The organism is Polaribacter glomeratus (assembly GCF_002954665.1).
Taxonomy (GTDB): domain Bacteria; phylum Bacteroidota; class Bacteroidia; order Flavobacteriales; family Flavobacteriaceae; genus Polaribacter; species Polaribacter glomeratus.
Genome location: NZ_MSCM01000001.1, coordinates 2,003,591 through 2,025,447, shown reverse-complemented (window position 1 = coordinate 2,025,447; position 21,857 = coordinate 2,003,591). Strand labels below are relative to the sequence as shown.

Here is a 21,857-nt window from a genome sequence, read left to right as displayed (position 1 = left end):
AATAAAACGTTGATAAACTTTAGAGGTAACTTTGCATACTGGCTTTAGCATCTTTAAATTTTTAGAATTCCATTGAAATGAAAGCAATTTTAAACAAATTATATAATCACGAAAGATTGTCGAAATCTGAAGCAAAACAAGTCTTAATAGATATTGCTGCAGAGAATTACAATGATGCACATTTAGCGTCATTTATGACGGTTTTTATGATGCGACCAATTACAGTTGATGAACTTTCGGGTTTTAGAAATGCGTTAAAAGAGCTGGCTATAAAAGTAGATTTATCAGATTATAACACGATTGATATTGTTGGAACTGGTGGCGACGGAAAAGATACGTTCAACATCTCAACATTAACTTCTTTTATCGTTGCAGGAACCGGACAAAAAGTAGCAAAACACGGTAATTACTCGGTGTCTTCGCAATCTGGTTCTTCGGATATGTTAGAAAGTTTTGGATACAATTTTACGAATGATGAAGATATTTTAAGAGCACATTTAGAGAAAGCAAATATTTGTTTTTTACATGCTCCAAAATTTCATCCAGCAATGAAAGCGGTTAGCGCAACCAGAAAAGCATTGGCATTAAAAACGTTCTTTAACATGTTAGGACCTTTGGTAAACCCGAGTTCGCCAAAAAATCATCTGTTAGGAACTTTTAATTTAGAAATTGCACGTTTGTACAATTACATTTTACAAGCAGAAGATATTAATTACGGAATTATTCACGCCTTAGACGGCTATGATGAAATATCTTTAACAAGCGGATTTAAGTTTTTCACTAAAAAAGGAGAACAAATTATAAATCCGGAAGATTTAGGACAGAAAAGAATTCAACAATCAGAAATTTTTGGAGGAAACTCAGTTGCCGATGCCGCTAAAATTTTTAAATCAATTTTAGAAGGAAAAGGAACCGAAGCACAAAATAATGTGGTGTTAACAAATGCTGCGTTTGCTTTAACAATTGTAGATGAGACTAAGTCTTTTGAAACTGCTTTTGAAGAAGCAAAAGATTCTTTATTTGGATTGAAAGCAAAACGAACGTTAGAAAAATTAGTGAGTTTGTAAATAAAAAAGGTTCTCGATACAATCTCGCCGAAAAAGCGTGATCACTAGAACCGACATAATAAAAAAAACGTGCTGTCACATCGAGTAAAATTTCTTTTTCAGAAATTTTGTATCGAGATGATATTGCAAAAAGTACTATAAGATGACAAAAAAGAAAAATAATTTAATTTTGATTATTCCTGCATTTCTCTTAATGGGAATGGCACTTGGAATTCAGACTCAAAGTGTTTTAAAACAGTCAATTATTGGTTTGATTGTAGGAGTAATTGTTTACTTTTTTTTGAGTTATAGAAATAAGAAATTTAATAGTAAATAAAAAAACTGTCATTACGAATGAGGTACGAGTGAAGTAATCTGTAAAATTAAAAACAGATTGCTTTTTTACTGAATAAAGTTCAGCATTAATCCTTACAATGACTAAAGATATTTATATGACAATACTAGATAAAATAATCGCATTTAAGAAAAAGGAAATTGCTAAGATAAAAGCAGAAGTTCCTGTTCAAAAATTAGTACAAAGCCCCAGTTTTGGTAGAGCAACTTTTTCATTAAAAAAGTCTTTGTTAGAAGTTGGTTCAACAGGAATTATTGCTGAATTTAAGCGTCAATCACCATCCAAAGGAATTATAAACGACACAGCAACAATTGCCGAAGTTACCAATGGATATTTAGGCGCAAATGTGGCAGCGCAATCTATTTTAACGGATACTTCTTTTTTTGGAGGAACGATGGCAGATTTGATGGAAGCAAGAGTTATTAATCAGCAAAAACCAATTTTAAGAAAAGACTTTATTGTTGACGGATTTCAAATTGTGGAAGCAAAAGCAATAGGAGCAGATGTAATTTTATTGATTGCGGCTTGTTTAACATCCGCAGAATTAAAAAACTACGGAAACTTAGCAGCAGATTTAGGTTTAGAGGTTTTATATGAAATACACACGCAAGAAGAATTAGATAAAATTAACGATTTAGATAATAAAATTATCGGAATCAATAATAGAAATCTAAAGACTTTTGAAGTTGATCTAGAACATTCAATTAAGTTGGCAAGTCAGATTCCAGATTCTTGTATTAAAATTTCAGAAAGCGGAATTTCTGATCCAAGAATAATTATGGGATTAAAAGAATATGGCTTTCAGGGATTTTTAATTGGTGAAACATTTATGAAAACAGCCAATCCAGGAGAAGCTTGTCAAGATTTTATCAATCAGATTAGATAATGGAAAGAGTTTCTTTTGATCCAATTTTACCAGAAAACCCTAAAGTATTTATTTTAGGGACAATGCCTGGAAAACAATCTCTTAAGAAACAGCAATATTATGCAAATAATAGAAACTCATTTTGGAAAATTATTTATGAATTAACAGACGAGGTTTACAGTGAAAATTATACAGAAAGGATTGATACTTTGAAAAAAAATAATATTGCAATATGGGATATTTGTCAGTTTGGAGAAAGAGTAACAAGCTTAGATTCTGATATAAAAAATGAAGTCCCAAATCCTATCAATGAAATTATTGAAATGTTTCCTTCGGTGAAACAAATAATTTTTAATGGCAAGAAAGCTGAAAAATTATATGATAAATATTTTATAAAAATTGAGAATATAATTTATGAAACTGTTTTGTCTACAAGTCCGGCAAATGCAAGGTTTTCGTTTAAAGAAAAATTAAATAATTGGAAAATAGCACTCGTATGAAATTAAAGGTTTGCGGAATGAAATACGTAGAAAATATTCAACAAGTTGCAGCATTGCAGCCAGATTACTTGGGTTTTATTTTCTATGAAAAATCAAAAAGAAACTTTGAAGGCATTATTCCGGAACTGCCAAAATCAATAAAAAAAGTGGGTGTTTTTGTAAATGAATTCATAGAAATAGTAGTTTCGTTAGTAGAAGAATATCAATTAGATGCGATTCAATTACATGGCGATGAATCTGTAGCATACGTTAAAGAACTACAAATTCAATTATCAGAAAGAAGAGTTTTATTTATTGAGGAAAATAAACATCAGAAAAAGGAAAAGAATAAACATTTTATTGCTGATGAAAAAGTAGAAATTATTAAAGTATTCGGAATTAAAGATGAGTTTGAGTTTGATGTTTTAAACCCTTATTTAGAAAATGTAGATTACTTTTTATTTGATACCAAAGGAAAAGAACGAGGAGGAAATGGTGTACAGTTCGATTGGAAAGTGTTAGAGAAATATCCTTTTAAAAAACCATTTTTTTTAAGTGGAGGTATTGGTTTAAGTGACGTTGAAGAAGTTAAAAAAATAGTGAATTCAGGTTTACCAATTTATGCTTTAGATGTAAATAGTAAGTTTGAGAGTGAGCCAGGAGTTAAGAAAATAGAAGAAATAAAGAAGTTTAAAAAAAGTTTAACTGTTTAATTGTTGAAACGTTTAAAAAAGTCAACGGTAACAAGATTATACAAATAGGAGAGAGATATGAAATCAAAATTTCAACCAGATGAAAACGGATATTTTGGACAATACGGAGGTGCATTTATTCCGGAATTACTATATCCAAATGTAAAAGAATTAGCAGATAATTACGTGCAGATTATCGAGTCTGATGAGTTTCAAAAAGAATACAAATCGTTATTAAAAGAGTACGTTGGTAGACCAACACCTTTGTATTTAGCGAAAAGATTATCAGAAAAATATGGCGCTCACATTTATTTAAAACGTGAAGATTTGTGTCATACAGGAGCTCACAAAGTAAACAATACGGTGGGTCAAATTTTAATAGCTCAGAAATTAGGGAAAACTAAAATTATTGCAGAAACAGGAGCAGGGCAACATGGAGTTGCTACGGCAACAGTTTGTGCTTTAATGGGGTTGGAATGTACTATTTTTATGGGCGAAAAAGACATTGTTCGTCAAGCGCCAAACGTTGCTAGAATGAAAATGTTAGGTGCAAAAGTTGTGCCTGCCACAAGCGGAAGTAAAACATTAAAGGATGCAACAAATGAGGCAATTCGCTATTGGATTCAGCATCCAGAAACGTTTTATTTAATAGGTTCTGTAGTTGGGCCAGCACCTCATCCAGACATGGTAGCGCGTTTGCAAGCTATTATTTCTGAAGAAATGAAATGGCAGTTAAAAGAAAAAACGGGTAAAGAAAATCCGGATACAATTATTGCTTGTGTTGGTGGTGGAAGTAATGCTGCTGGAGCTTTTTATCATTATTTGGATGATGAAGATGTAGAATTAATTGCTGTTGAGGCTGCTGGTTTAGGAGTTCATTCGGGAGAAAGCGCGGCTACTTCTCAATTAGGTCAAGTAGGAATTATTCATGGAAGTAAAACTATTTTAATGCAAGATGAATATGGTCAAATTAAAGAGCCATATTCTATTTCTGCAGGTTTAGATTATCCAGGAGTTGGCCCTTTACATGCTTTTTTATATGAAACTAAAAGAGCTAAATTTATGAGTGCAACAGATGATGAAGCATTAGAAGCTGCTTTTGAGTTAACTAAAATAGAAGGAATTATTCCTGCCTTAGAAACGGCACATGCTTTGGCGGTTTTATCAAAAATTAAGTTTAGAAAAGACCAAGTTGTAGTGGTAAATTTATCGGGTAGAGGAGATAAAGATTTAGAAATATACATAAAGCATCTAAAAGAATAATGATCAATAACTTAGTATATATTGAAAAAGAATTAGCCGGTTTAAGAAATGAATTAAAAAATCATTCTCTGTATAAAAAGTTACATACTTTAGAAGACGTGCAGGTTTTTATGAGTCTTCATGTCTTTGCAGTTTGGGATTTTATGTCACTTTTAAAAGCGTTACAAGTAAATTTAACCTGTGTTTCCATTCCTTGGATGCCAGTTAAAAATGCTGAATTAGCGCGTTTTATAAATGAAATTACGGTAGCAGAAGAAAGTGATTTTGATGCTTATGGAGCAATTAAAAGTCATTTTGAAATGTATCTAACTGCGATGCAAGAAGTAAATTCAGATCCTACTAAAATGAACGAATTTATAAAAGCGTTACAAACTAATACTTCTGTAGAAAAAGCATTAGAAAATTCAGAGATACCTAATGACGTAAAAGAATTTGTTAATTTTACGTTTGATACCATAAAAACGAATAAAAGTCATTTAATAGCTTCCGCATTTACTTTTGGTAGAGAAGATGTAATTCCAGATATGTTTATTAATATTATAGAGAAAGCTTCTTTGGATACCAATAAATCGTATGACAGTTTTATGTACTATTTAAATAGACACATTGAATTGGATGGCGATGAACATGGACCATTGTCGTTAAAAATGATTACAGAATTATGTGGGAATGATGCACAAAAATGGGCAGAAGTTTTAGAAACTGCAAAAAAAGCATTGCAACTAAGAATTAACTTGTGGAGTTCTATTGAACAACAAATAATGAATAGAAATTAAAATTATTGATATGAATTCGATACAAGAATTATTTCAGAAAAAAGACAAAAATCTACTGTCTATTTATTTTACTTGCGGATATCCACAGTTAACGGATACTTCAAAAGTGATTTTAGGCCTAGAAAAAAGTGGAGTTGATTTTATAGAAGTTGGTTTGCCGTATTCAGATCCTTTGGCAGATGGACCAACGATTCAAGATAGTAGTCAAAAGGCGTTAGAAAACGGAATTAATTTAGATATTATTTTTGAGCAATTGTTAACCATTAAAGAAACTAATAAAACGCCTTTGGTTTTAATGGGATATTTAAATCAGATGTTAAAATATGGCGAAGATAAATTCTGTAAAAAGATGATCGTATGCGGTATTGATACTGTAATTATTCCTGATTTACCAATGGTAGAGTTTGAAAATCATTATCAAGAATTATTTGACAGATACGGAATTACCAATGTGTTTTTAATTACGCCGCAAACATCCGAAGAAAGAATTAGAAAAATAGATTCCTACTCAAAAGCATTTATTTATGTGGTGGCTTCCTCGTCAATTACAGGAGCAAAAGGAGAAATATCTAGCAGTCAAATAGCTTATTTTGAAAGAATTAAAGCAATGAATTTGCAAAGTAAATTAATTATTGGTTTTGGTATTTCTGATAAACTAACTTTTAATACTGCTTGTAATTATGCACATGGAGCAATTATCGGCTCTGCCTTTATAAAGAATTTAGGAACGAATGGAGTCGATAAAATTGATGATTTTATCAAACCAATTATTTCTTAAACCAAAAAGAAGCGAAACTGTTAAGTTTCGCTTTTTTTTTATCTAAAAATTTAGTTTACTGTAAATAGTTTTATATCAAAGACCAAAACAGCTCCACCAGGTATAGGATTTCTTCCGTTAATACCGTAACCTAAATCGTAAGGAACTATTAAAATTCCTTCTCCGCCTTCATTAAAAAGTTGTATACCTTCTGTCCAGCCTCTAATTACTCGGTTTAAATCGGTAGTGTAACCATTAGGATTCTGGTCAAAAACTTTACCATCTAAAAAATAACCTTTGTAAGAGACAGTAACATTAGCGCTGCTACTTGTAGGTCTTTTTCCTGTACCTTGTTTATTAATTACATAATATAGACCAGAACTAGTTTTTTTAGCGTTTAATTTATTGTCAGCAATATATTTTATGATGTCAGCTTCTGTCTGTATTTCTGGGTTAGCATCATCAGAGCAAGAAGTAAAAAGAAATATTGATAAAAATATAAATAGGTAAGCTTTCATTTTTTGATTTTATTTGCAAATATACATTGATATTTTTAAAACACCTTTTCTCCGTTTAAAAAAGTAGAGACCACTTTAGTTTTCGGAATTTTATGACTATCAATGCTCATAATATCTTGATTTAAAATTACAAAGTCTGCAAATTTACCTACTTCAATAGAACCTTTTTCTGCTTCTTCAAAATTAGAAAATGCAGCCCAAATGGTCATTCCTCTCAATGTTTCTTCTCTTGATAAAGAATTTTCCATTTGAAAACCTTCTTCACGAAGATTTGTTGAATCCTTTCTGTAAGTAGCTGAATAAAATGTTAAAAACGGATTTACCTTTTCGACGGGGAAATCTGTGCCTAAAGCAATTTTTCCATATCTATTTAATAAGTTTCTATAAGCATAAGCGCCTTTCATACGTTCATTACCAATTCTAGCTTCTGCCCAATCCATATCGGACGTGGCATGCGTTGGTTGCACAGACGGTAAAATATCATCAAAATTCTGAAAATCTTTTTTAGATACAATTTGGGCGTGTTCAATTCGCCAGCGTCTATTTTCAGTGTTTTTTAAAACCTCTATGTAGGTTTTTAACATCCAAGTATTTGCAGAATCACCAATTGCATGGGTATTCATTTGAAATTCTGATGCAGCAATTTGTTTGGCAATTTCTCGATATCTTTCTGGAGCGTAAATTAAAGCACCAAAGTGATTTTCTCTATCTGAATATGGTTTTCTCATGGCAGCCCCTCTTGAACCTAGAGCGCCATCGCCATAAACCTTAAATGAACGAACATTTAAACGGTCGGTTTTGGTAATTCCTTTTTTAATGTAATAATCAATTTGATCTTGTTTGTCACCAGAAACCATGGCGTAAATACGCATTTTTAATCGGTTTGATTTTTGTAAATCATCAATTAGCTCGATTGTATTTCTATCTAAACCAGCGTCATCAACAGTTGTTAATCCGTATGAAAACGCGATTTTTTGAGCAGCTAATAAGCCTTGAATTGCTTCTTCATTAGAAGTATCTGGAAACTTGATAAAACGCATAGCCGCATCAATTAGAACACCAGTCATTTTTCCGTTTTTGATAATAATTTCTCCTCCACTAACTTTGGTGTCTTTTGTAATTTTTGATAAATCAATGGCAGCTTGGTTTACCAGTAAAGCATGGCCATCTATTCTATATAACGCAACCGGAATGTTTGGGAATAAAACATCTAATTTTTCTTTTGTTGGGAATTCTTTTACATCCCAATCATTTTGATCCCAACCATCACCAATAATAAAAGAAACATTTTTTTCATCTTGATAAGTCACTATTTTTTTTAAAACGTCCTCATAACTTTTAGTACCCGATAAATCAACTCTTTGTTGTAATAAGCCAAACTCGTAAAAATGACAATGTGCATCAATTAGACCAGGAACTATGGTTTGATTTTTTGCATCAACTACATTCTTTGATTTATAACTTCCTTGAATTTCTTTAGAAGTGCCAACAGCAATAAATTTACCATCTTTAACAGCAAAAGCTTCTGCATTCTCAAATTTTTTGTTAACTAAATAGGTGTTCGAGTTGATGACAATTAAATCTACTTTTTCTTTTTGACAAGAAATTAGTATTAAAGTGAATATAAAAAGTATAAAGGTTTTTTTCATGTGTTGATTTATGAATTTAGATAGATTAAATAAGATAAATACATCAATAAAAATTGAAGAGGGATTCTGATAATAGCTAATTTTTTTGAGCCAATTGCTGGTTTTTCTTTTAATACGTCCCAAATATGTATAGGAAGAAATAGTGACATTAGCATAAAAACTCCTAATGCGGCAATTTTAGACGTCTGATTAAAAAATAAACCAACTCCTAAGATAAACTCGAGTGCTCCAAATATATAATTAACAACTAGTTTTGGTAAAAAATTAGGGATAAATCCGTTAAAAAATCTAGGTTTTTTGAAATGCATAAATCCTGCATAGCAGAAAAAAAGGCCAAAAATAATTCTAAGAATTAATGTAAAAATACTCATTTTATTAAGGTTTTACTGGTGTATTGCGGTATAAATATTTGTCCATTAAATAAATAATACTTGCCATAGACGCACTACCTAGTTCAAGTTCGCGTTTATTTACTTTATCGAAAGTATCATTACTTGTATGGTGGTAATCAAAATAACGTTGAGAGTCTGGTTTATAGCCAACTAAAGTTACATTCTCTTCTTTTAACGGACCAATATCTGCGCCAGAACCGCCTTTGTCTAAGTCATGCAATCCGTAAGGAGACAATAATTTTTTCCAACTTTGTAATAATTCTGTATTTACAGTATTTGCATCGATAGAAAAACCTCTTGGTGTATGACCTCCAGAATCAGATTCTAAGCCACCAATGTGTTTTTCTTTGTTCATTTTTGATAGTGCAGCGTATTCTTTTGCGCCTCTAGTTCCGTTTTCTTCGTTCATAAAAAAGACAACTCGTAAGGTGTTTTTTGGTTTGATGTTATTTTTCTTAAACAAATAAGCAACTTCTAAAGATTGCACAATTCCCGTTCCGTCATCATGAGCGCCTTCACCTAAATCCCAAGAATCTAAATGGCCGCCAACTACTATAATGTTTTCTGGAGTTTCGCTTCCTCTAATTTCGCCAACAACATTAAAAGAAGGAGCATCTGGCAAGGTTTCACAACTTTGTTTAAAATAGAATTGTAAATTAGGATTTTGTTTTAAATCGGCACTTAAAATATTTGCAGCTCTGCTACTAATTGCAGCTGTAGGAATGTATTTATCAACAGGTAAATCTCCATAACTCATAGTTCCTGTGTGTGGAAAATCGTCAATAGAATTTGTCATTGAACGCACAATCACACCTTTTGCACCAAATGCTCCACAAACTTCAGCGCCGTTTACACGTTGGTCTACACAGCCGCCGTAAGCACTAAACGTACTAATTAATGTATCATCAAAAGGGCGGTTAAAAAAGATAATTTTCCCTTCCATTTTAGAGCCTAGAGCTCTGGCTTCGTCTAAACTTTTAACCTCAAGTACTTCTGCTAAAACGCCGTATTTTGGGGTAGCAATAGAAAAACCCAATGCACAAATTGGTACATTTTTTTGTATACCGTTTAACGTGTATGTTGCAATTTCTTTTTCGCCTCTAACCCAATGAGGAACCATAACAGGTTGCAACCAAACAGAATCTAAGCCAACTTCTCTCATAATTCGTTCTCCCCAAATAACACTTTTTGCAGCACCTTCTGAGCCTGATAAACGCGAACCAATATTCTGAGTTAAATCGCGCAGCCATTCGTACGATTTTCCATCGGTTAAAACAGCATTAAATAAGGTTTTAATGTTTGTAGAATCAATCTTTTCTTCGGATGAAAGAGCATCAGAATTTGTTGTTTTTACTTGCTCTTGTTTACAAGAAAATAAAAGAATTGTTAAGGAGGATAAGAGTATAAGTTTTTTCATTTTGTAGTTATTATTAAAGTTTATAAAACTACAAAAATCAATTGAGAAACGGTAGAGGTTATTAAGGATTTAATAATTTTTCAGCTTCGGCTAAAATAAAATTGTATTTCTTTTTATTTAGTGAGGTCATCGCTGTTATTTCTGTTGACATTTCTGTTAGAATTTCTTTTGCGTCTTCTTTTTTATTTCTTCGGATTAAAAATTTAGAAAATTCTAATCTTTCAGGATAGTTTGAGTATCTTCTATCTACTTTTTTAAGTTGAATTTCGGCTTCTTCAAGCATTCCTTTTTTCTCTAAAGCCAATCCGTAAAAATAGATAGATTCTTTAAATTCTTTATTGATGTCTATTTTGTTGGCATATTCAATAACTTTATCAAAATTAGCGGTTTCAAAATAGCAATGCACCAATTTGTTTAAGGTGTGCGGATCGTTTTTAAAATTACCTTCTAGCGCTTTTTCATAATATAAAATGGCGTTGGTGTATTCTTTATTTTCTAGATACGCATTTGCTAAATTTATTTTAGATTGAAAAGTATTTGAAAACTCTAATTCCTTTTCTAAATCTTTAATTTTCTTTGTAGGATTTATTATGGTCGTAATTTCTTGGGTTATTGTTGCAACATCTTGTCTGTTAACTACCTGAGTTAATAAATAAATTATACAGCCAATTAATGGAAGAAAAAAAATGATAAAGTACCAATAATAAGCACTTCTATTTTTATAGGCATGATAGATGCAAAAAACCTGTAAACCAATGGTTATATAATATAGAAACATACTGTAAAGATACTAAAGATGCTTTGTAAAAAATTAATAATCAAATTTATATGTAATACCTGCTAATGCTTGAAAACCTTGTACATCAAAATTTGCAAAACGTTGGTAATTTTGGTTTAACACATTATTTAATTTTAAGAAAGCAGAAAATTTATCATTAAAATGATAACCACCATTTAAATTTACATCTACAAATGAAGATAAAGTTTGCAAACCATTTGTACTTGAAGGAAAAGTGCTGCTATATAAAAGATCATTTCGTTCGTTTACATAAAAAATATTGGAAGTTGCATACCAATTATGGGTTTTGTATTTGGTTATAAATGATGTTTGAAACGTTGGTAAATTCCATGCTTTTGCTTGATTTGTCATCGAAAAGTTATCGAATTGCATAGTAGAGGCAAATGTAATTTCTTTAGTATAATCGTATTCTAATTCTGCAAAAATGGAAGTTGTTTTTACATCATCATACACTACATTAAAAGAGTTTCCATATTCATACCCTTTTAGCGTATTTCCATTTAAAGTTGTATTAGTTCCGTCGGATTTTGAGTTATTTCTCAAAAATAAAGCCTTATCCTGTTCCTCTTTTATACTTGTAGAGATATTAAAACTAATGTCATTATTTAGATTTCCGTTTAATCCTAAAAAAGCTTTATATTTTTCAGAAGTCTGTGTCATAAAAAGCGTAGGAGCTATGTAAGGATTTTCTTCTGAAAATTGCTTGTAGGTATTTGTTTTTAAATCGCCTGTTACTCCGCCATAAACAGTTAAAAACTCTTCGATTATTGGTTTTTGGATATGGACATCTGGATATATCAAAAAGTTATTTACACTATTTTCAGTATCAAAAGAACCGAATATTTTTGCACCTAATTTTACAGAAAAACCACTAAAAGCAGCTTTGTATTCAGGGTTTATTTTTGCTGTAAAAATAGAATATTTTAACGCATCTCGAGTTGCATAGTTGTTCTCAAACTTTCCTTTTAAAAGTTCTAAGCCCGTTTTTATAGTAAGATTATCTAGTTGATTATATATAATATTTAAAGGCAAGTCTAACTGTGTATCAAAATTTAATAAAACTTCGCTGCTATTAAAAGCATCAGAAAAATAAGAGATAGAAAGTGAACTTTTATCTAAGTATGCATCTAAAAAATTAATTTCGCCAAGAACATTAAAATAATTAAAGGTCTGTTTTTCATCAATTAAATTAATTGTATTTTGAGTAAAACTGTTGTTTGGTAAACCATACCAGTTGTATTGATTTCTTTCTGAGTTTAAGCTTACTTTCCAGTCAAAATAGCGTTCCTCTTTTTTGTAGAAAACAGTTGCTAAAAAGTTTGAAAAATTACTATCTAAAAGTGTGTTTTCAACATTATCAAAAGAAGCCGTATACTTTGTGTACAGACCAAATTCACTCTCAAAACGAGTACTGCTATTTATATATGCTTCAAAATAAGGAGATGTATAATTACCAAAACCTGCGGCAATGTAATTGTTATACAAACGTTCTTTTACACCAACATCAATACCTTTTACAACACCTGTTTTAGGTATGAAAGTAGATGCAACGGGTGCTGAGAAAATAGTATACGCTAATTTTTTCTTTTTGCTTTTGTCGGATAATTTTAAAACCGGATTTTTTTTAATCTTACTAGCGTCTGCAATCTCAGGATTGTATTTAGTTTCCACTTCAACAACCTCTGTTTTAACCGTATCTATTTTTACGTTTTTTGCTTTTTCTGCTGGTTTTTTTTGTGCAGAAAGATTTAAAACACCTAATAAAAATAAAAATATAAGAAAACCTTTTTTCATTTTTTAATTTTTTTGGATGATTGAATTATTAGTTTTGGCTTCGGTTTCTTTTATTTTGGTTAGTTCAATTTGCGCCTCTTTTACAATATCTTTATATTGAGAAAAGTTTTTTATTACATTTTCTAAAATAAAAGTTGCCTGGTAAGCATCCTTTAAACTGTAATAATTTTTACCCATAATAACATAACTTTTTACGCCCCAATATTTATAAGCAGAATAATTTGCAATTAATTCTTGAATAATTTTGTTAGAAGCTTCAAATTTTTGTTGTTGATTTTTAAAGAATGAATTGTAGTATAATGTTTCTGCTTTTAACTCGCCAGTTGCATTTTTTTCAAGTGCAGTATAATATTCTTGCGCAGTAACAAAATCATCAGTTTTAATAGCAGAACGGGCAATAATTGTTTTTGCATCTTCTATTAAAGAGTTTTTATCCTTATTTATAGAAAGTACTTTTTTAGCATAAGAAATAGCTTCTTTATACCCTTTGGTTTCATAATAGCCTTTCATTAAATTACTTTGTGCAAACTGTATGTTTTCTGTAGCATACGCTTCTTGCTCTAGTCTTTCTAATAAAGGAAGTGCATCATTAAAATTTTCTTTTTCTAAATAAATTTGCGACAATTTTGCTAGAGCATCTTCGCTATATGCAGATGTACCAGCTTTTAAAACTATTTTATAATTTGCAATTGCAGCATCAAATTGTTTGTCTTTAAATAAAACATCTGCCACATAATAGTTAGCTTTTAAGCTGTGCGTTCCTCTAGGAAATTTTTCTAGGTATTTGTTAAGTGTAAAAATGGTTCCGTAATTATTTTTGCCTTCAAAATATTTTCTTTCTGCAATTACAAATGTTGAGTTGTCTAAATCGTCATCAGAAACATTTATAAAATCTAATTTTTTAACCCAAGCAACATAGTCATCTAGTTTATCTTCATCTAAATAAATGTTTTTTGCATTGTTTACAGCCTGAATTGCATCTGGAGTGTTCGGGAATTTCTGAACCGTAAGCTTAAATTTATCTAATGCTTTTTTATTCTGATTATCGCTATAATACAACAAACCCTGTCTTACTAAAGCTTTTGATAAAAATGAACTCTTAGGATGATTGTCTAACAAACGATCGTAGGCTTGATGCGCCTTTTCATTATTTTTAATTTTGATATACGTATTTGCTATTTGAAATAGTGCATCATCTTTTAAAGAAGAAGACTTGTAATCATTTACAACGCTTGTTAAGGCTTTTATCTTCTCTACGCTTTCATCTCTAAAACCATGACTCATACCTATTTGATATGCTGCATAATCTGCATCTGCACCAGAATTTTTAACCACAAATTGGTAAGCGTTAATGGCATCAGCATAATTTCTTGTAGCAAAATAACTATCACCTAAACGCACATAAGCATCTTCGTTTATTGATTTATCATATTGGCCATCGGCTAAAAATTGTTTAAAAGAACTAATTGCTTTATTGTAGTCTTTTAGCTTAAAATAGCTGTAACCAAGATTGTAATCAATTAATGAAAATTCTTCTTTATTTGATTTTAAAAATCTTTTTGCTGATGTGTATTTCGTAGCTGCTTCCTCGTATTTTTCTAACCTAAATAAGGTTTCTGCCTCCCAATAAAGAGCTTTTTGGTTAATTTCTGCATCTTTAGATTCTTTACCTTTTACAAAGTAAGAAAGTGATTCTTGGTATTTACTATCATTAAATAACTGAATTCCTCTGTAGAAAGAAACCTCGGTTAATAAGGTGCCGTTATCTAATGAACTTTTCTTTTTTAAATAATCTAATGCGCCTTGATAATCTTGCTGATGTATAAATGATGAAACAATCAATTCGTTTATTTCTTTATAAGCGGATGAGTTTGGGTATTTTTTTAAATAGTTTTGTAAAACATCAGAAACATTTTGAAAAGGATTACCAGCCTCATAACTTAATTTAGCATAATTTAAAGCAGCATCTTCTTGAATTTCAAGATTAAAAGTCATTTCGCTAGCTGTTTTAAAAGCATTTAAAGCCTCTGTTTTCTTATCAAGGTTTAAGTAACACTCCGCTAAATGATAATACGCATTTTGTGAAACAGCATTTTTTTCGTCAATAATTTTATTAAAATATGTTATTGCATTTTCAAAATCATTTTGTTTGTAAAGCACATATCCTAATTGATAATAATCTGTATTTGTCCATTTTCCGCCTTGCCCTGCGTAGGCTTTTAAATACGTAATTGCTTCTTCATATCTTTTAAGATTAAAATAACTTTCGCCTACAATTTTAGAGATTTCAGAAATATCTTTTCTTTTAGAAGTTTTTAAAAGTTCTTTACCTACGGTGATACAACGTTCAAATTTCCCTGATTTAAAGCTGATATCTAACAAATAATAAGAAATTTCTGCTTTGTAAGATTTATTATCAGCAATTTCTTTTAATGTAGATTCTGCAACGCCATAATCTTCTAATTTATAAGCAATAAAACCAAAATAATACCTAGAATCATTGCCGTATTTAGCATCATTAATTAAAGGTAAAAACTTGCCTTTTGCTAAAGTTAAGTTATCTGTTACCAGCAAACCATAGCCCATTTTAAAGTTTAATTCTTTTTGATCTTCTTTAGAAAGTAAATCGACATTTACTTTTTGATACCATTTTAATGCGTATGAAGCTTTTTTGTTTGCAAAATAATAGTTGGCAACATTAAAATAAGCTTTGTTTTTTTTGTTACTAGTTGGGTTTTCTTCAACAAAATCAATTACCTTTTGGTCTGCATTGGTTTGGTTCAGTTTTACAGCACACATGGCGTCATAATAAGAAGCATCCGCCTTTAGGCTTGAACTTTTTTGCGCTTTTTCTTGTATTTTTTCAAAGATTTTTTGAGCAGCAGCATAGGCTTTGTTATTGTATAAGGCAAATGCATTATTAAAATCTTTAGTACCATTTACATCTACAATACTTTGTTGACTAAATGCAGTAAAAACTGTTAAAAAACAGCATACTATTAAGAAGTGGCTTTTTACAAAACGAAGTTTCATACAATTTTATTTGTTATACTCTAATTAACGAACATTTTTTAAATTTGTTTGATTGATACAAAAAAAATATTCAATATTATTTTACATCAAAAGTAAGAATAGTTATAATTTATTGCGATAAAATCAACAGAAACTTATAAGTTTGTATAAACAACTATTTTTATGGAAAAACCAGTTTTACATTTAGAAAATGCAGACATTTATCAAAGAGATAATTTGGTTATATCCAAGGTGAACCTTACGATTAACAAAGGAGAATTCTATTATTTAATTGGTAAAACCGGAAGCGGGAAAAGCAGTTTAATGAAAACTTTGTACGGAGATATTCGTTTACAAAGCGGAACAGGTACTATTGTAGATTTCGATTTAAAAGATTTAAAGGATAGAGAAATTCCTTACTTAAGAAGAAAAATAGGAATTGTTTTTCAAGATTTTAAATTATTAAACGATACAACCGTATTCGGAAACTTAGAATTTGTTTTAAAAGCTACTGGCTGGAAAAATAAAGTAGAAATAAAACAAAAAATTAACGAGGTTTTAGAAAAAGTTGGTATGCAATCTCAGTATTACAAAATGGCTTTTGAACTTTCTGGTGGCGAACAACAAAGAGTTGCCATTGCAAGAGCACTTTTAAATGATCCAGAATTAATTTTGGCAGATGAGCCTACTGGCAACCTAGATCCAAAAACATCTTTAGAAGTGATGCACCTTTTAAACGAAATTCACAAAAGCGGCAAAACAATTTTAATGGCAACCCATGATTATCAGTTAATTGTAAAGTTTAAACACAATACGCTAAAAGTAGAAGCCGGCGAATTATTTGAAGTTTCACAGCAAACTACAGTTTAGCCTAAAAAGAATCACTTTTTGAGAAATAAAAGAATATTTGTAGCGCTTACTAATGATATTTCTACTGATTATAGAGTGCATAAAATATGTAATTATTTAATACGTAAAAATTATGAAGTGGTTGTTTATGGTAGAATCTTACCAAATACATTTGATGTAAAAAGAGATTATAAAATTATTAGAAAAAAGCATCTTTTTAATAACAACTTTTTGTTCTACGCAGAATATAATATCAGATTATTTTTTTATTTAATTTTTAGAAAATACGATTATATTTTGTCTAATGATTTAGATACATTACCGGCTTGTTTTTTTGCAAGCAGCATAAAAAATACAGCTCTAGTATATGATAGTCATGAACTTTTTTCAGAAGGGCCAGAGTTGCAAGGAAGAAAATTTGTACAAGGCTTTTGGAGAAAATTAGAGGACTATTTATTACCAAAAGTAAAAAACGCATATACTGTAAGCCAATCTATTATTGATTTTTACGATGATAAATATCAGAATAAAATGGGACTTATTAGAAATATTCCATTAAAAAAAGATGTTTTAGAGTTAGATGATGTTGTTTTTCCAACAACGAAAAGAACTATTTTGTACCAAGGAGTTTTAAATCCTGGACGAGGACTTAAGCCAATGATTAAAGCGCTAAAATTTATTGATAATTTAGATTTGATTATTATTGGTTATGGAAAAGTAGAGGCGGAGTTAAAAGCTTTTGTAATTGAAGAAAAAATGACCGAAAGAGTTCATTTTTTAGGAAGAATATCTAGAGACAAGTTATTTAATTACACAAAAAAAGCAACTTTAGGAATGGTTTTAGAAGAACCTTTAGGATTGAGTTTTCAATTTTCTTTGCCAAATAAATTATTTGATTACATCCATGCAGGTATTCCAATTGTAGCCGGAAATTTACCAGAGATTACGAGCATTGTAAAAGAATACAAAGTAGGTGTTTTAGTAGAGAATTATGAGCCGAAAACCATTGCAGCTGCTATAAATAATCTTTTAAATGATGAAGCACTTATGCTACAAATAAAAGAAAACCAACAGATAGCAAAAGAAATTTTATGTTGGGAAAAAGAAAGTGAAAAATTAGATATTTATTTTAAATAATTGAAAGCTATCAAACCAAAACTATCCATAATAATTCCGGTTTTAAACAATCTACAAGGATTGACAAAAACTATTGATAGTATAAAAAATCAAACTTTTAAAGATTTTGATGTCTGGATTATTGATGGTGGTTCTGCAATAGAAACACAAACATATTTAAGTAAACTAGAAGCGCCTTTTTTTTATCAATCAAAAAAAGATAAAGGAATTTATGATGCTATGAATATAGGAATTTCTTTGTCTAAAGGAGAGTGGTTATATTTTTTAGGTGCAGGAGATTTAGTATTTAGTAAACATGTTTTACAAACTGTGTTTAACAATTCTTCTAATATAAATGCACGTTTAATTGCCGGAAAAATAATTTATGAAGGTGTTTTAAAACCTTTTGTGTACAGTAAAAATAAAATGACAAAAGCACCTTTTTGGTCGCCTTTTATTTGGATTGTAAATGGGTTACACCATCAAGGAACTTTTTATAAAAAAGAACTTTTTTTAAATAATAATTATAACTTAGAATATAAAATAGTATCAGATTATTGGTTTAATATTCATTTGTTTAAAAATAAAGAAAAGTGTTTTTTAATTGATGAAACTATTGCCAAATGCAATTCTGACGGAGTTTCAAAATCAGGAAATTGGAGTTTATATCAGGAAGAAATTGATTTAAAAACAGCATTAAGTTTGCCTATAACTAGGCCTTTTTTTTATATTATTGCAGCAATGAAATTTTTAGTAAGAAAAATTATAAATGATTAACAGAAAAGAAATATCGTTATTAATTGTTGAGAAATTAACAAAAGAAAAAGAGACTTTAAGAGAGAAGTTTCTTGAAAGTAAAAACGAAATTGGTTTTTTTTATATCGACAATTTATTGCCTAACGAATTGGTGCTAACTATACATAAAAAATTTCCTGAACTGCATGAAACTAAAGAGAGAAAGAGTTTAAGAGAGCATAAGTATACTGCGTATCAAATGAATAAATATAATCCTTTACTAGAAGAGGTAATTTATGCTTTTCAGGAAGAAAACGTGGTGAAAGCTGTTTCTGATATTTGTCAAATAGAAAATATGTTGCCAGACGAAAATTTATATGCAGGAGGTTTATCATTAATGGCAAAAGACAATTATTTAAGTCCGCATTTAGACAATTCTCATGATAAAGATAGAGACAGATGGAGGGTTTTAAACTTATTATTTTATGTAACACCAAATTGGAAATTAGAAAATGGTGGTAATTTAGAAGTTTGGCCTAACGGATTAAAAGAAAAGCCAATTACTATTGAAAGTAGATTTAATAGACTTGTTGTGATGACAACACACCAAAAATCGTGGCATTCTGTTAGTAAAGTTCAAATAGAAACGATTAGATGTTGTATTTCTAATTATTATTTTTCTAATACACCTTTGCTTGTTTCAGATTTGTTTCATGTTACTACTTTTAGAGGCAGACCAGAGCAAAAAGTAAAAGATATTATTTTACAGATGGATAATTATGTTAGAAACGGGTTGCGAAAATTTTTTAAGAAAGGAATTAGAGAAAATCCACATCGTTATAAAAAGTAAAAACCCACTCCTCAATGAGAAGTGGGAAATTGCTATGAAAAAGAATGATAAGACGAATCCTATCCTTCTTATAGTCGTTAATTTTTTAAACTTCTTACAAAATTTAAAAAATATTTTGTGGAGACGCCGAGAGTTAAACGCCTCTTTTTGTTACTTTTTAGTACCCCTTTAAAATGGGGGTTTTCTCAATGTATTCAATGTATCCCTTTATTTTAATAGGTTTTTGATAATTGAATCAAATTGAATGTATTTTAAATCGGTTGACTAAATGTTGACTAGATGTTGACTAACTTATTTTTATTCGTTATATTTGAATGTTCAAATGTTCTAAATTATGGCAACAATAAAATATCAACTTCAAAGTAAGTCAGAAAATGCACCTATTTATTTACGCCTATCTTTAGGTAGAAATAAATTATACAAGCGTAAAACTTCATTAAGTATCAACCCTAAAGAATGGAGTGTAGCAAAACAGACAACCGCAGAAAATAAAAATATTGCATCTAAATTAAGAAAGTTAAAAGACTTTATTTTGGATGAGGTAAATAATGCAAATGGAGTAGAAATTAACGGCGACTGGTTGCAATCTAAAATAGATTTACATTTTAATAAATTTGAAGTTGTAGAACTTGACTACATTACTGAATATGGCGACTACTTTATTAAAAACTTAAAGTACAAAACCAATGATAAAACAAAAAAAATAGGAGTAACACTTGCAACTCAAAAGAAATATCAAACCATAGTTAATAAATTAATTGCTTTTGATAAGCATCACAAAGTTAGAACCAAACTAACAGACGTTAATTTGAAGTTTAGAATTGAGTTAATAGATTATTTTAGTAAGGTTGACAAATTAAGTGATAATACCATAGGGCGTTATTTAAAGTTCGTTAAAAGTATCTGTTTAGATGCAGAAAAAAACGGTTTTAAAACTAATAGTCAATTAAAGAATTTTATGGGTTTTTCTATTGATGCACCAAAAGTAATTTTAAACCTAAACGAGATTGAAAAAATTAAAAACACAAAGTTTATTAGTGATAACCACGAAATTGCAAAAGACTGGTTATTAATTGGATGCTTTACAGGGCAAAGGGTTTCGGATTTATTGAGAATGAATATAAGTTTTATAGAACATATACAGGACTTTGATTTTATTGTATTAACTCAACAGAAAACAAAAAAGACCGTACAAATTCCGATACATTTTGAAGTACAAGAAATTTTAGACAAAAGAAACGGCGAATTCCCTCCAATATTTACAAATAATTTAGAAAGTAGTAAAACAATGTTTAACCGCTATTTAAAACAACTTTCTAAAATTGCAGAAATTGAAACTATTGTAAAAGGTAATAAGTTCGACGAAAAAAAGAAAAGATACATTACTGGAATGTACCCAAAACACGAATTGGTTTCGTCTCATATTTGCAGACGTTCGTTTGCTTCAAATCATTATGCAACAGAATTATATCCAACGCCTATTTTAATGAATATAACGGCTCATAAGACAGAAAAAATGTTTTTGACTTACATAGGTAAAGAACCAATAGATTATGGCGTACAACTTGCTAAAATATGGCAAAAGGTAGGTAAAAAACGTAAAAAGGTAATTGAGCAAAAAGCAGATTTAAAAGTAATTAAAAACGCATCTTCACAAAATTAAGTTTAAACCCTTTTAAGTAACATTAAGAGGGTTTTTATATATTAGCAAAGGCAACGCAAAAAAGAAAAAAATGAGTAGTATTAATTGGTCACACAAAAAAAGCAGATATAAACTAAAGCAAGACTATTTAAAAAGTCATTCTAAAGAATTTATGTTTAATTATGAACGTAAATTAATTGAGATGATGAATAGTGATATTGCAACTAGTTTTAGATTAGAAATTGAAGGTATTGAAAGTGAATCTTATGATATTAATTATATTCAAAGTGATGAATATGAAATAAATATATTAGAAACGGCATTGACGTATGTTACTAAATCTTCTAAACTCTATATTAAACTACTTGATAGGATTAATGATAAGATTGATGATAATAATAAAATGAGAAAATTTAATCATTATTGTTTTGTTCTTGCAGATAATTCTTATAAGACTATTTTTTTAGGTAGAAGATTAAAGCAATTAGGTATAAATGTAGATATAAAAAAGACGATTGAAGAAAAGTCTTATAATAAAGCAAAAACCAATACTTTAAGTGGTAAGCAAATAAATTTATATGAACGTTTTTTAATAGCAAATGAAGTACTACAGATTGAAACAAAAATAAGAACTTTAAAAATTAGTGAAGCCGAAAAACATAATTTGTTAAGTCTTATTTTAGGATGCAATATTGACAATGCAAAAAAAATAATGAACGGGAGTTATGATGCTAAAGTAAAAGAAGATTTACTACAAGATTATTTTAAAACTCTAAAGAAATAAAAAAGGGGTAAGCATTTAATTACCCCCTTTTTACCCTTAACCCCCTCTTTCAATATCATTGTATCAT

At 29.8% G+C, this 21,857-nt stretch carries 21 protein-coding genes; 14 read left to right on the top strand and 7 right to left on the bottom strand.

Annotation, left to right across the window (positions count from 1 at the left end):
• The first annotated feature begins 77 nt into the window (after positions 1-77).
• From trpD to trpA, 8 genes are all read left to right on the top strand, one after another.
• Positions 78-1,067, top strand: coding sequence for an anthranilate phosphoribosyltransferase (gene trpD / locus BTO16_RS08695; RefSeq protein ID WP_105021194.1), 990 nt, complete (start codon positions 78-80; stop codon positions 1,065-1,067).
• Positions 1,068-1,209: 142 nt separating this feature from the next.
• Positions 1,210-1,383, top strand: coding sequence for a hypothetical protein (locus BTO16_RS17605; protein WP_170064432.1), 174 nt, complete (start codon positions 1,210-1,212; stop codon positions 1,381-1,383).
• A gap of 115 nt (positions 1,384-1,498) precedes the next feature.
• On the top strand, positions 1,499-2,287 hold the full coding sequence (gene trpC, locus BTO16_RS08690; protein WP_105021564.1) for an indole-3-glycerol phosphate synthase TrpC: 789 nt from the start codon (positions 1,499-1,501) through the stop codon (positions 2,285-2,287).
• Positions 2,287-2,766: a DNA-deoxyinosine glycosylase gene (locus BTO16_RS08685; protein ID WP_105021193.1), complete on the top strand. Its 480-nt coding sequence runs from the start codon at positions 2,287-2,289 to the stop codon at positions 2,764-2,766. Before trpC ends, BTO16_RS08685 begins: the two co-directional genes overlap by 1 nt.
• On the top strand, positions 2,763-3,458 hold the full coding sequence (locus tag BTO16_RS08680) for a phosphoribosylanthranilate isomerase (protein WP_456153914.1): 696 nt from the start codon (positions 2,763-2,765) through the stop codon (positions 3,456-3,458). The genes BTO16_RS08685 and BTO16_RS08680 overlap by 4 nt, the downstream gene beginning before the upstream one ends.
• A 57-nt stretch (positions 3,459-3,515) precedes the next feature.
• Positions 3,516-4,700: a tryptophan synthase subunit beta gene (trpB, locus tag BTO16_RS08675; protein ID WP_105021192.1), complete on the top strand. Its 1,185-nt coding sequence runs from the start codon at positions 3,516-3,518 to the stop codon at positions 4,698-4,700.
• Positions 4,700-5,476 (top strand): DUF3050 domain-containing protein, encoded by a 777-nt coding sequence (locus BTO16_RS08670; protein WP_105021191.1) that lies wholly within the window; start codon positions 4,700-4,702, stop codon positions 5,474-5,476. Before trpB ends, BTO16_RS08670 begins: the two co-directional genes overlap by 1 nt.
• A 10-nt stretch (positions 5,477-5,486) precedes the next feature.
• Positions 5,487-6,254 (top strand): tryptophan synthase subunit alpha, encoded by a 768-nt coding sequence (gene trpA / locus BTO16_RS08665; protein WP_105021190.1) that lies wholly within the window; start codon positions 5,487-5,489, stop codon positions 6,252-6,254.
• A gap of 50 nt (positions 6,255-6,304) precedes the next feature.
• Here trpA and BTO16_RS08660 read toward each other — a convergent pair whose 3' ends face one another.
• The 7 genes from BTO16_RS08660 to BTO16_RS08630 form a co-directional block, all read right to left on the bottom strand.
• Positions 6,305-6,751 (bottom strand): FKBP-type peptidyl-prolyl cis-trans isomerase, encoded by a 447-nt coding sequence (locus BTO16_RS08660; protein WP_105021189.1) that lies wholly within the window; start codon positions 6,749-6,751, stop codon positions 6,305-6,307.
• Between the two features lie 35 nt (positions 6,752-6,786).
• Positions 6,787-8,400: an amidohydrolase gene (locus tag BTO16_RS08655; protein ID WP_105021188.1), complete on the bottom strand. Its 1,614-nt coding sequence runs from the start codon at positions 8,398-8,400 to the stop codon at positions 6,787-6,789.
• A gap of 8 nt (positions 8,401-8,408) precedes the next feature.
• On the bottom strand, positions 8,409-8,771 hold the full coding sequence (locus BTO16_RS08650; protein WP_105021187.1) for a DoxX family protein: 363 nt from the start codon (positions 8,769-8,771) through the stop codon (positions 8,409-8,411).
• 4 nt (positions 8,772-8,775) lie between these two features.
• Entirely contained in the window at positions 8,776-10,209 is a 1,434-nt protein-coding gene (locus BTO16_RS08645) for a M20/M25/M40 family metallo-hydrolase (protein WP_105021186.1), read from the bottom strand.
• Between the two features lie 61 nt (positions 10,210-10,270).
• A complete protein-coding gene (locus tag BTO16_RS08640) occupies positions 10,271-10,987 on the bottom strand; it encodes a CDC27 family protein (protein ID WP_105021185.1) in 717 nt (238 codons plus the stop codon).
• A gap of 33 nt (positions 10,988-11,020) precedes the next feature.
• Positions 11,021-12,802 (bottom strand): porin family protein, encoded by a 1,782-nt coding sequence (locus tag BTO16_RS08635; protein WP_105021184.1) that lies wholly within the window; start codon positions 12,800-12,802, stop codon positions 11,021-11,023.
• Between the two features lie 3 nt (positions 12,803-12,805).
• Positions 12,806-15,835, bottom strand: coding sequence for a tetratricopeptide repeat protein (locus BTO16_RS08630; RefSeq protein ID WP_105021183.1), 3,030 nt, complete (start codon positions 15,833-15,835; stop codon positions 12,806-12,808).
• 162 nt (positions 15,836-15,997) lie between these two features.
• Here BTO16_RS08630 and BTO16_RS08625 point away from each other — a divergent pair, with 162 nt between their 5' ends.
• The 6 genes from BTO16_RS08625 (at position 15,998) to BTO16_RS08600 (ending at position 21,790) form a co-directional block, all read left to right on the top strand.
• Positions 15,998-16,684, top strand: a complete 687-nt coding sequence (locus tag BTO16_RS08625) for a cell division ATP-binding protein FtsE (protein WP_105021182.1) — start codon at positions 15,998-16,000, stop codon at positions 16,682-16,684.
• A gap of 18 nt (positions 16,685-16,702) precedes the next feature.
• Positions 16,703-17,800, top strand: a complete 1,098-nt coding sequence (locus BTO16_RS08620; RefSeq protein ID WP_105021181.1) for a glycosyltransferase — start codon at positions 16,703-16,705, stop codon at positions 17,798-17,800.
• Complete coding sequence (locus BTO16_RS08615) at positions 17,801-18,556, top strand: glycosyltransferase (protein WP_245892039.1); 756 nt, start codon at positions 17,801-17,803, stop codon at positions 18,554-18,556.
• On the top strand, positions 18,549-19,364 hold the full coding sequence (locus BTO16_RS08610; RefSeq protein ID WP_211298213.1) for a 2OG-Fe(II) oxygenase: 816 nt from the start codon (positions 18,549-18,551) through the stop codon (positions 19,362-19,364). The genes BTO16_RS08615 and BTO16_RS08610 overlap by 8 nt, the downstream gene beginning before the upstream one ends.
• Positions 19,365-19,698: 334 nt before the next feature.
• Positions 19,699-21,027: a tyrosine-type recombinase/integrase gene (locus BTO16_RS08605; protein WP_105021180.1), complete on the top strand. Its 1,329-nt coding sequence runs from the start codon at positions 19,699-19,701 to the stop codon at positions 21,025-21,027.
• A gap of 70 nt (positions 21,028-21,097) precedes the next feature.
• Complete coding sequence (locus BTO16_RS08600) at positions 21,098-21,790, top strand: hypothetical protein (RefSeq protein ID WP_105021179.1); 693 nt, start codon at positions 21,098-21,100, stop codon at positions 21,788-21,790.
• The last annotated feature ends 67 nt before the right edge of the window (positions 21,791-21,857 follow it).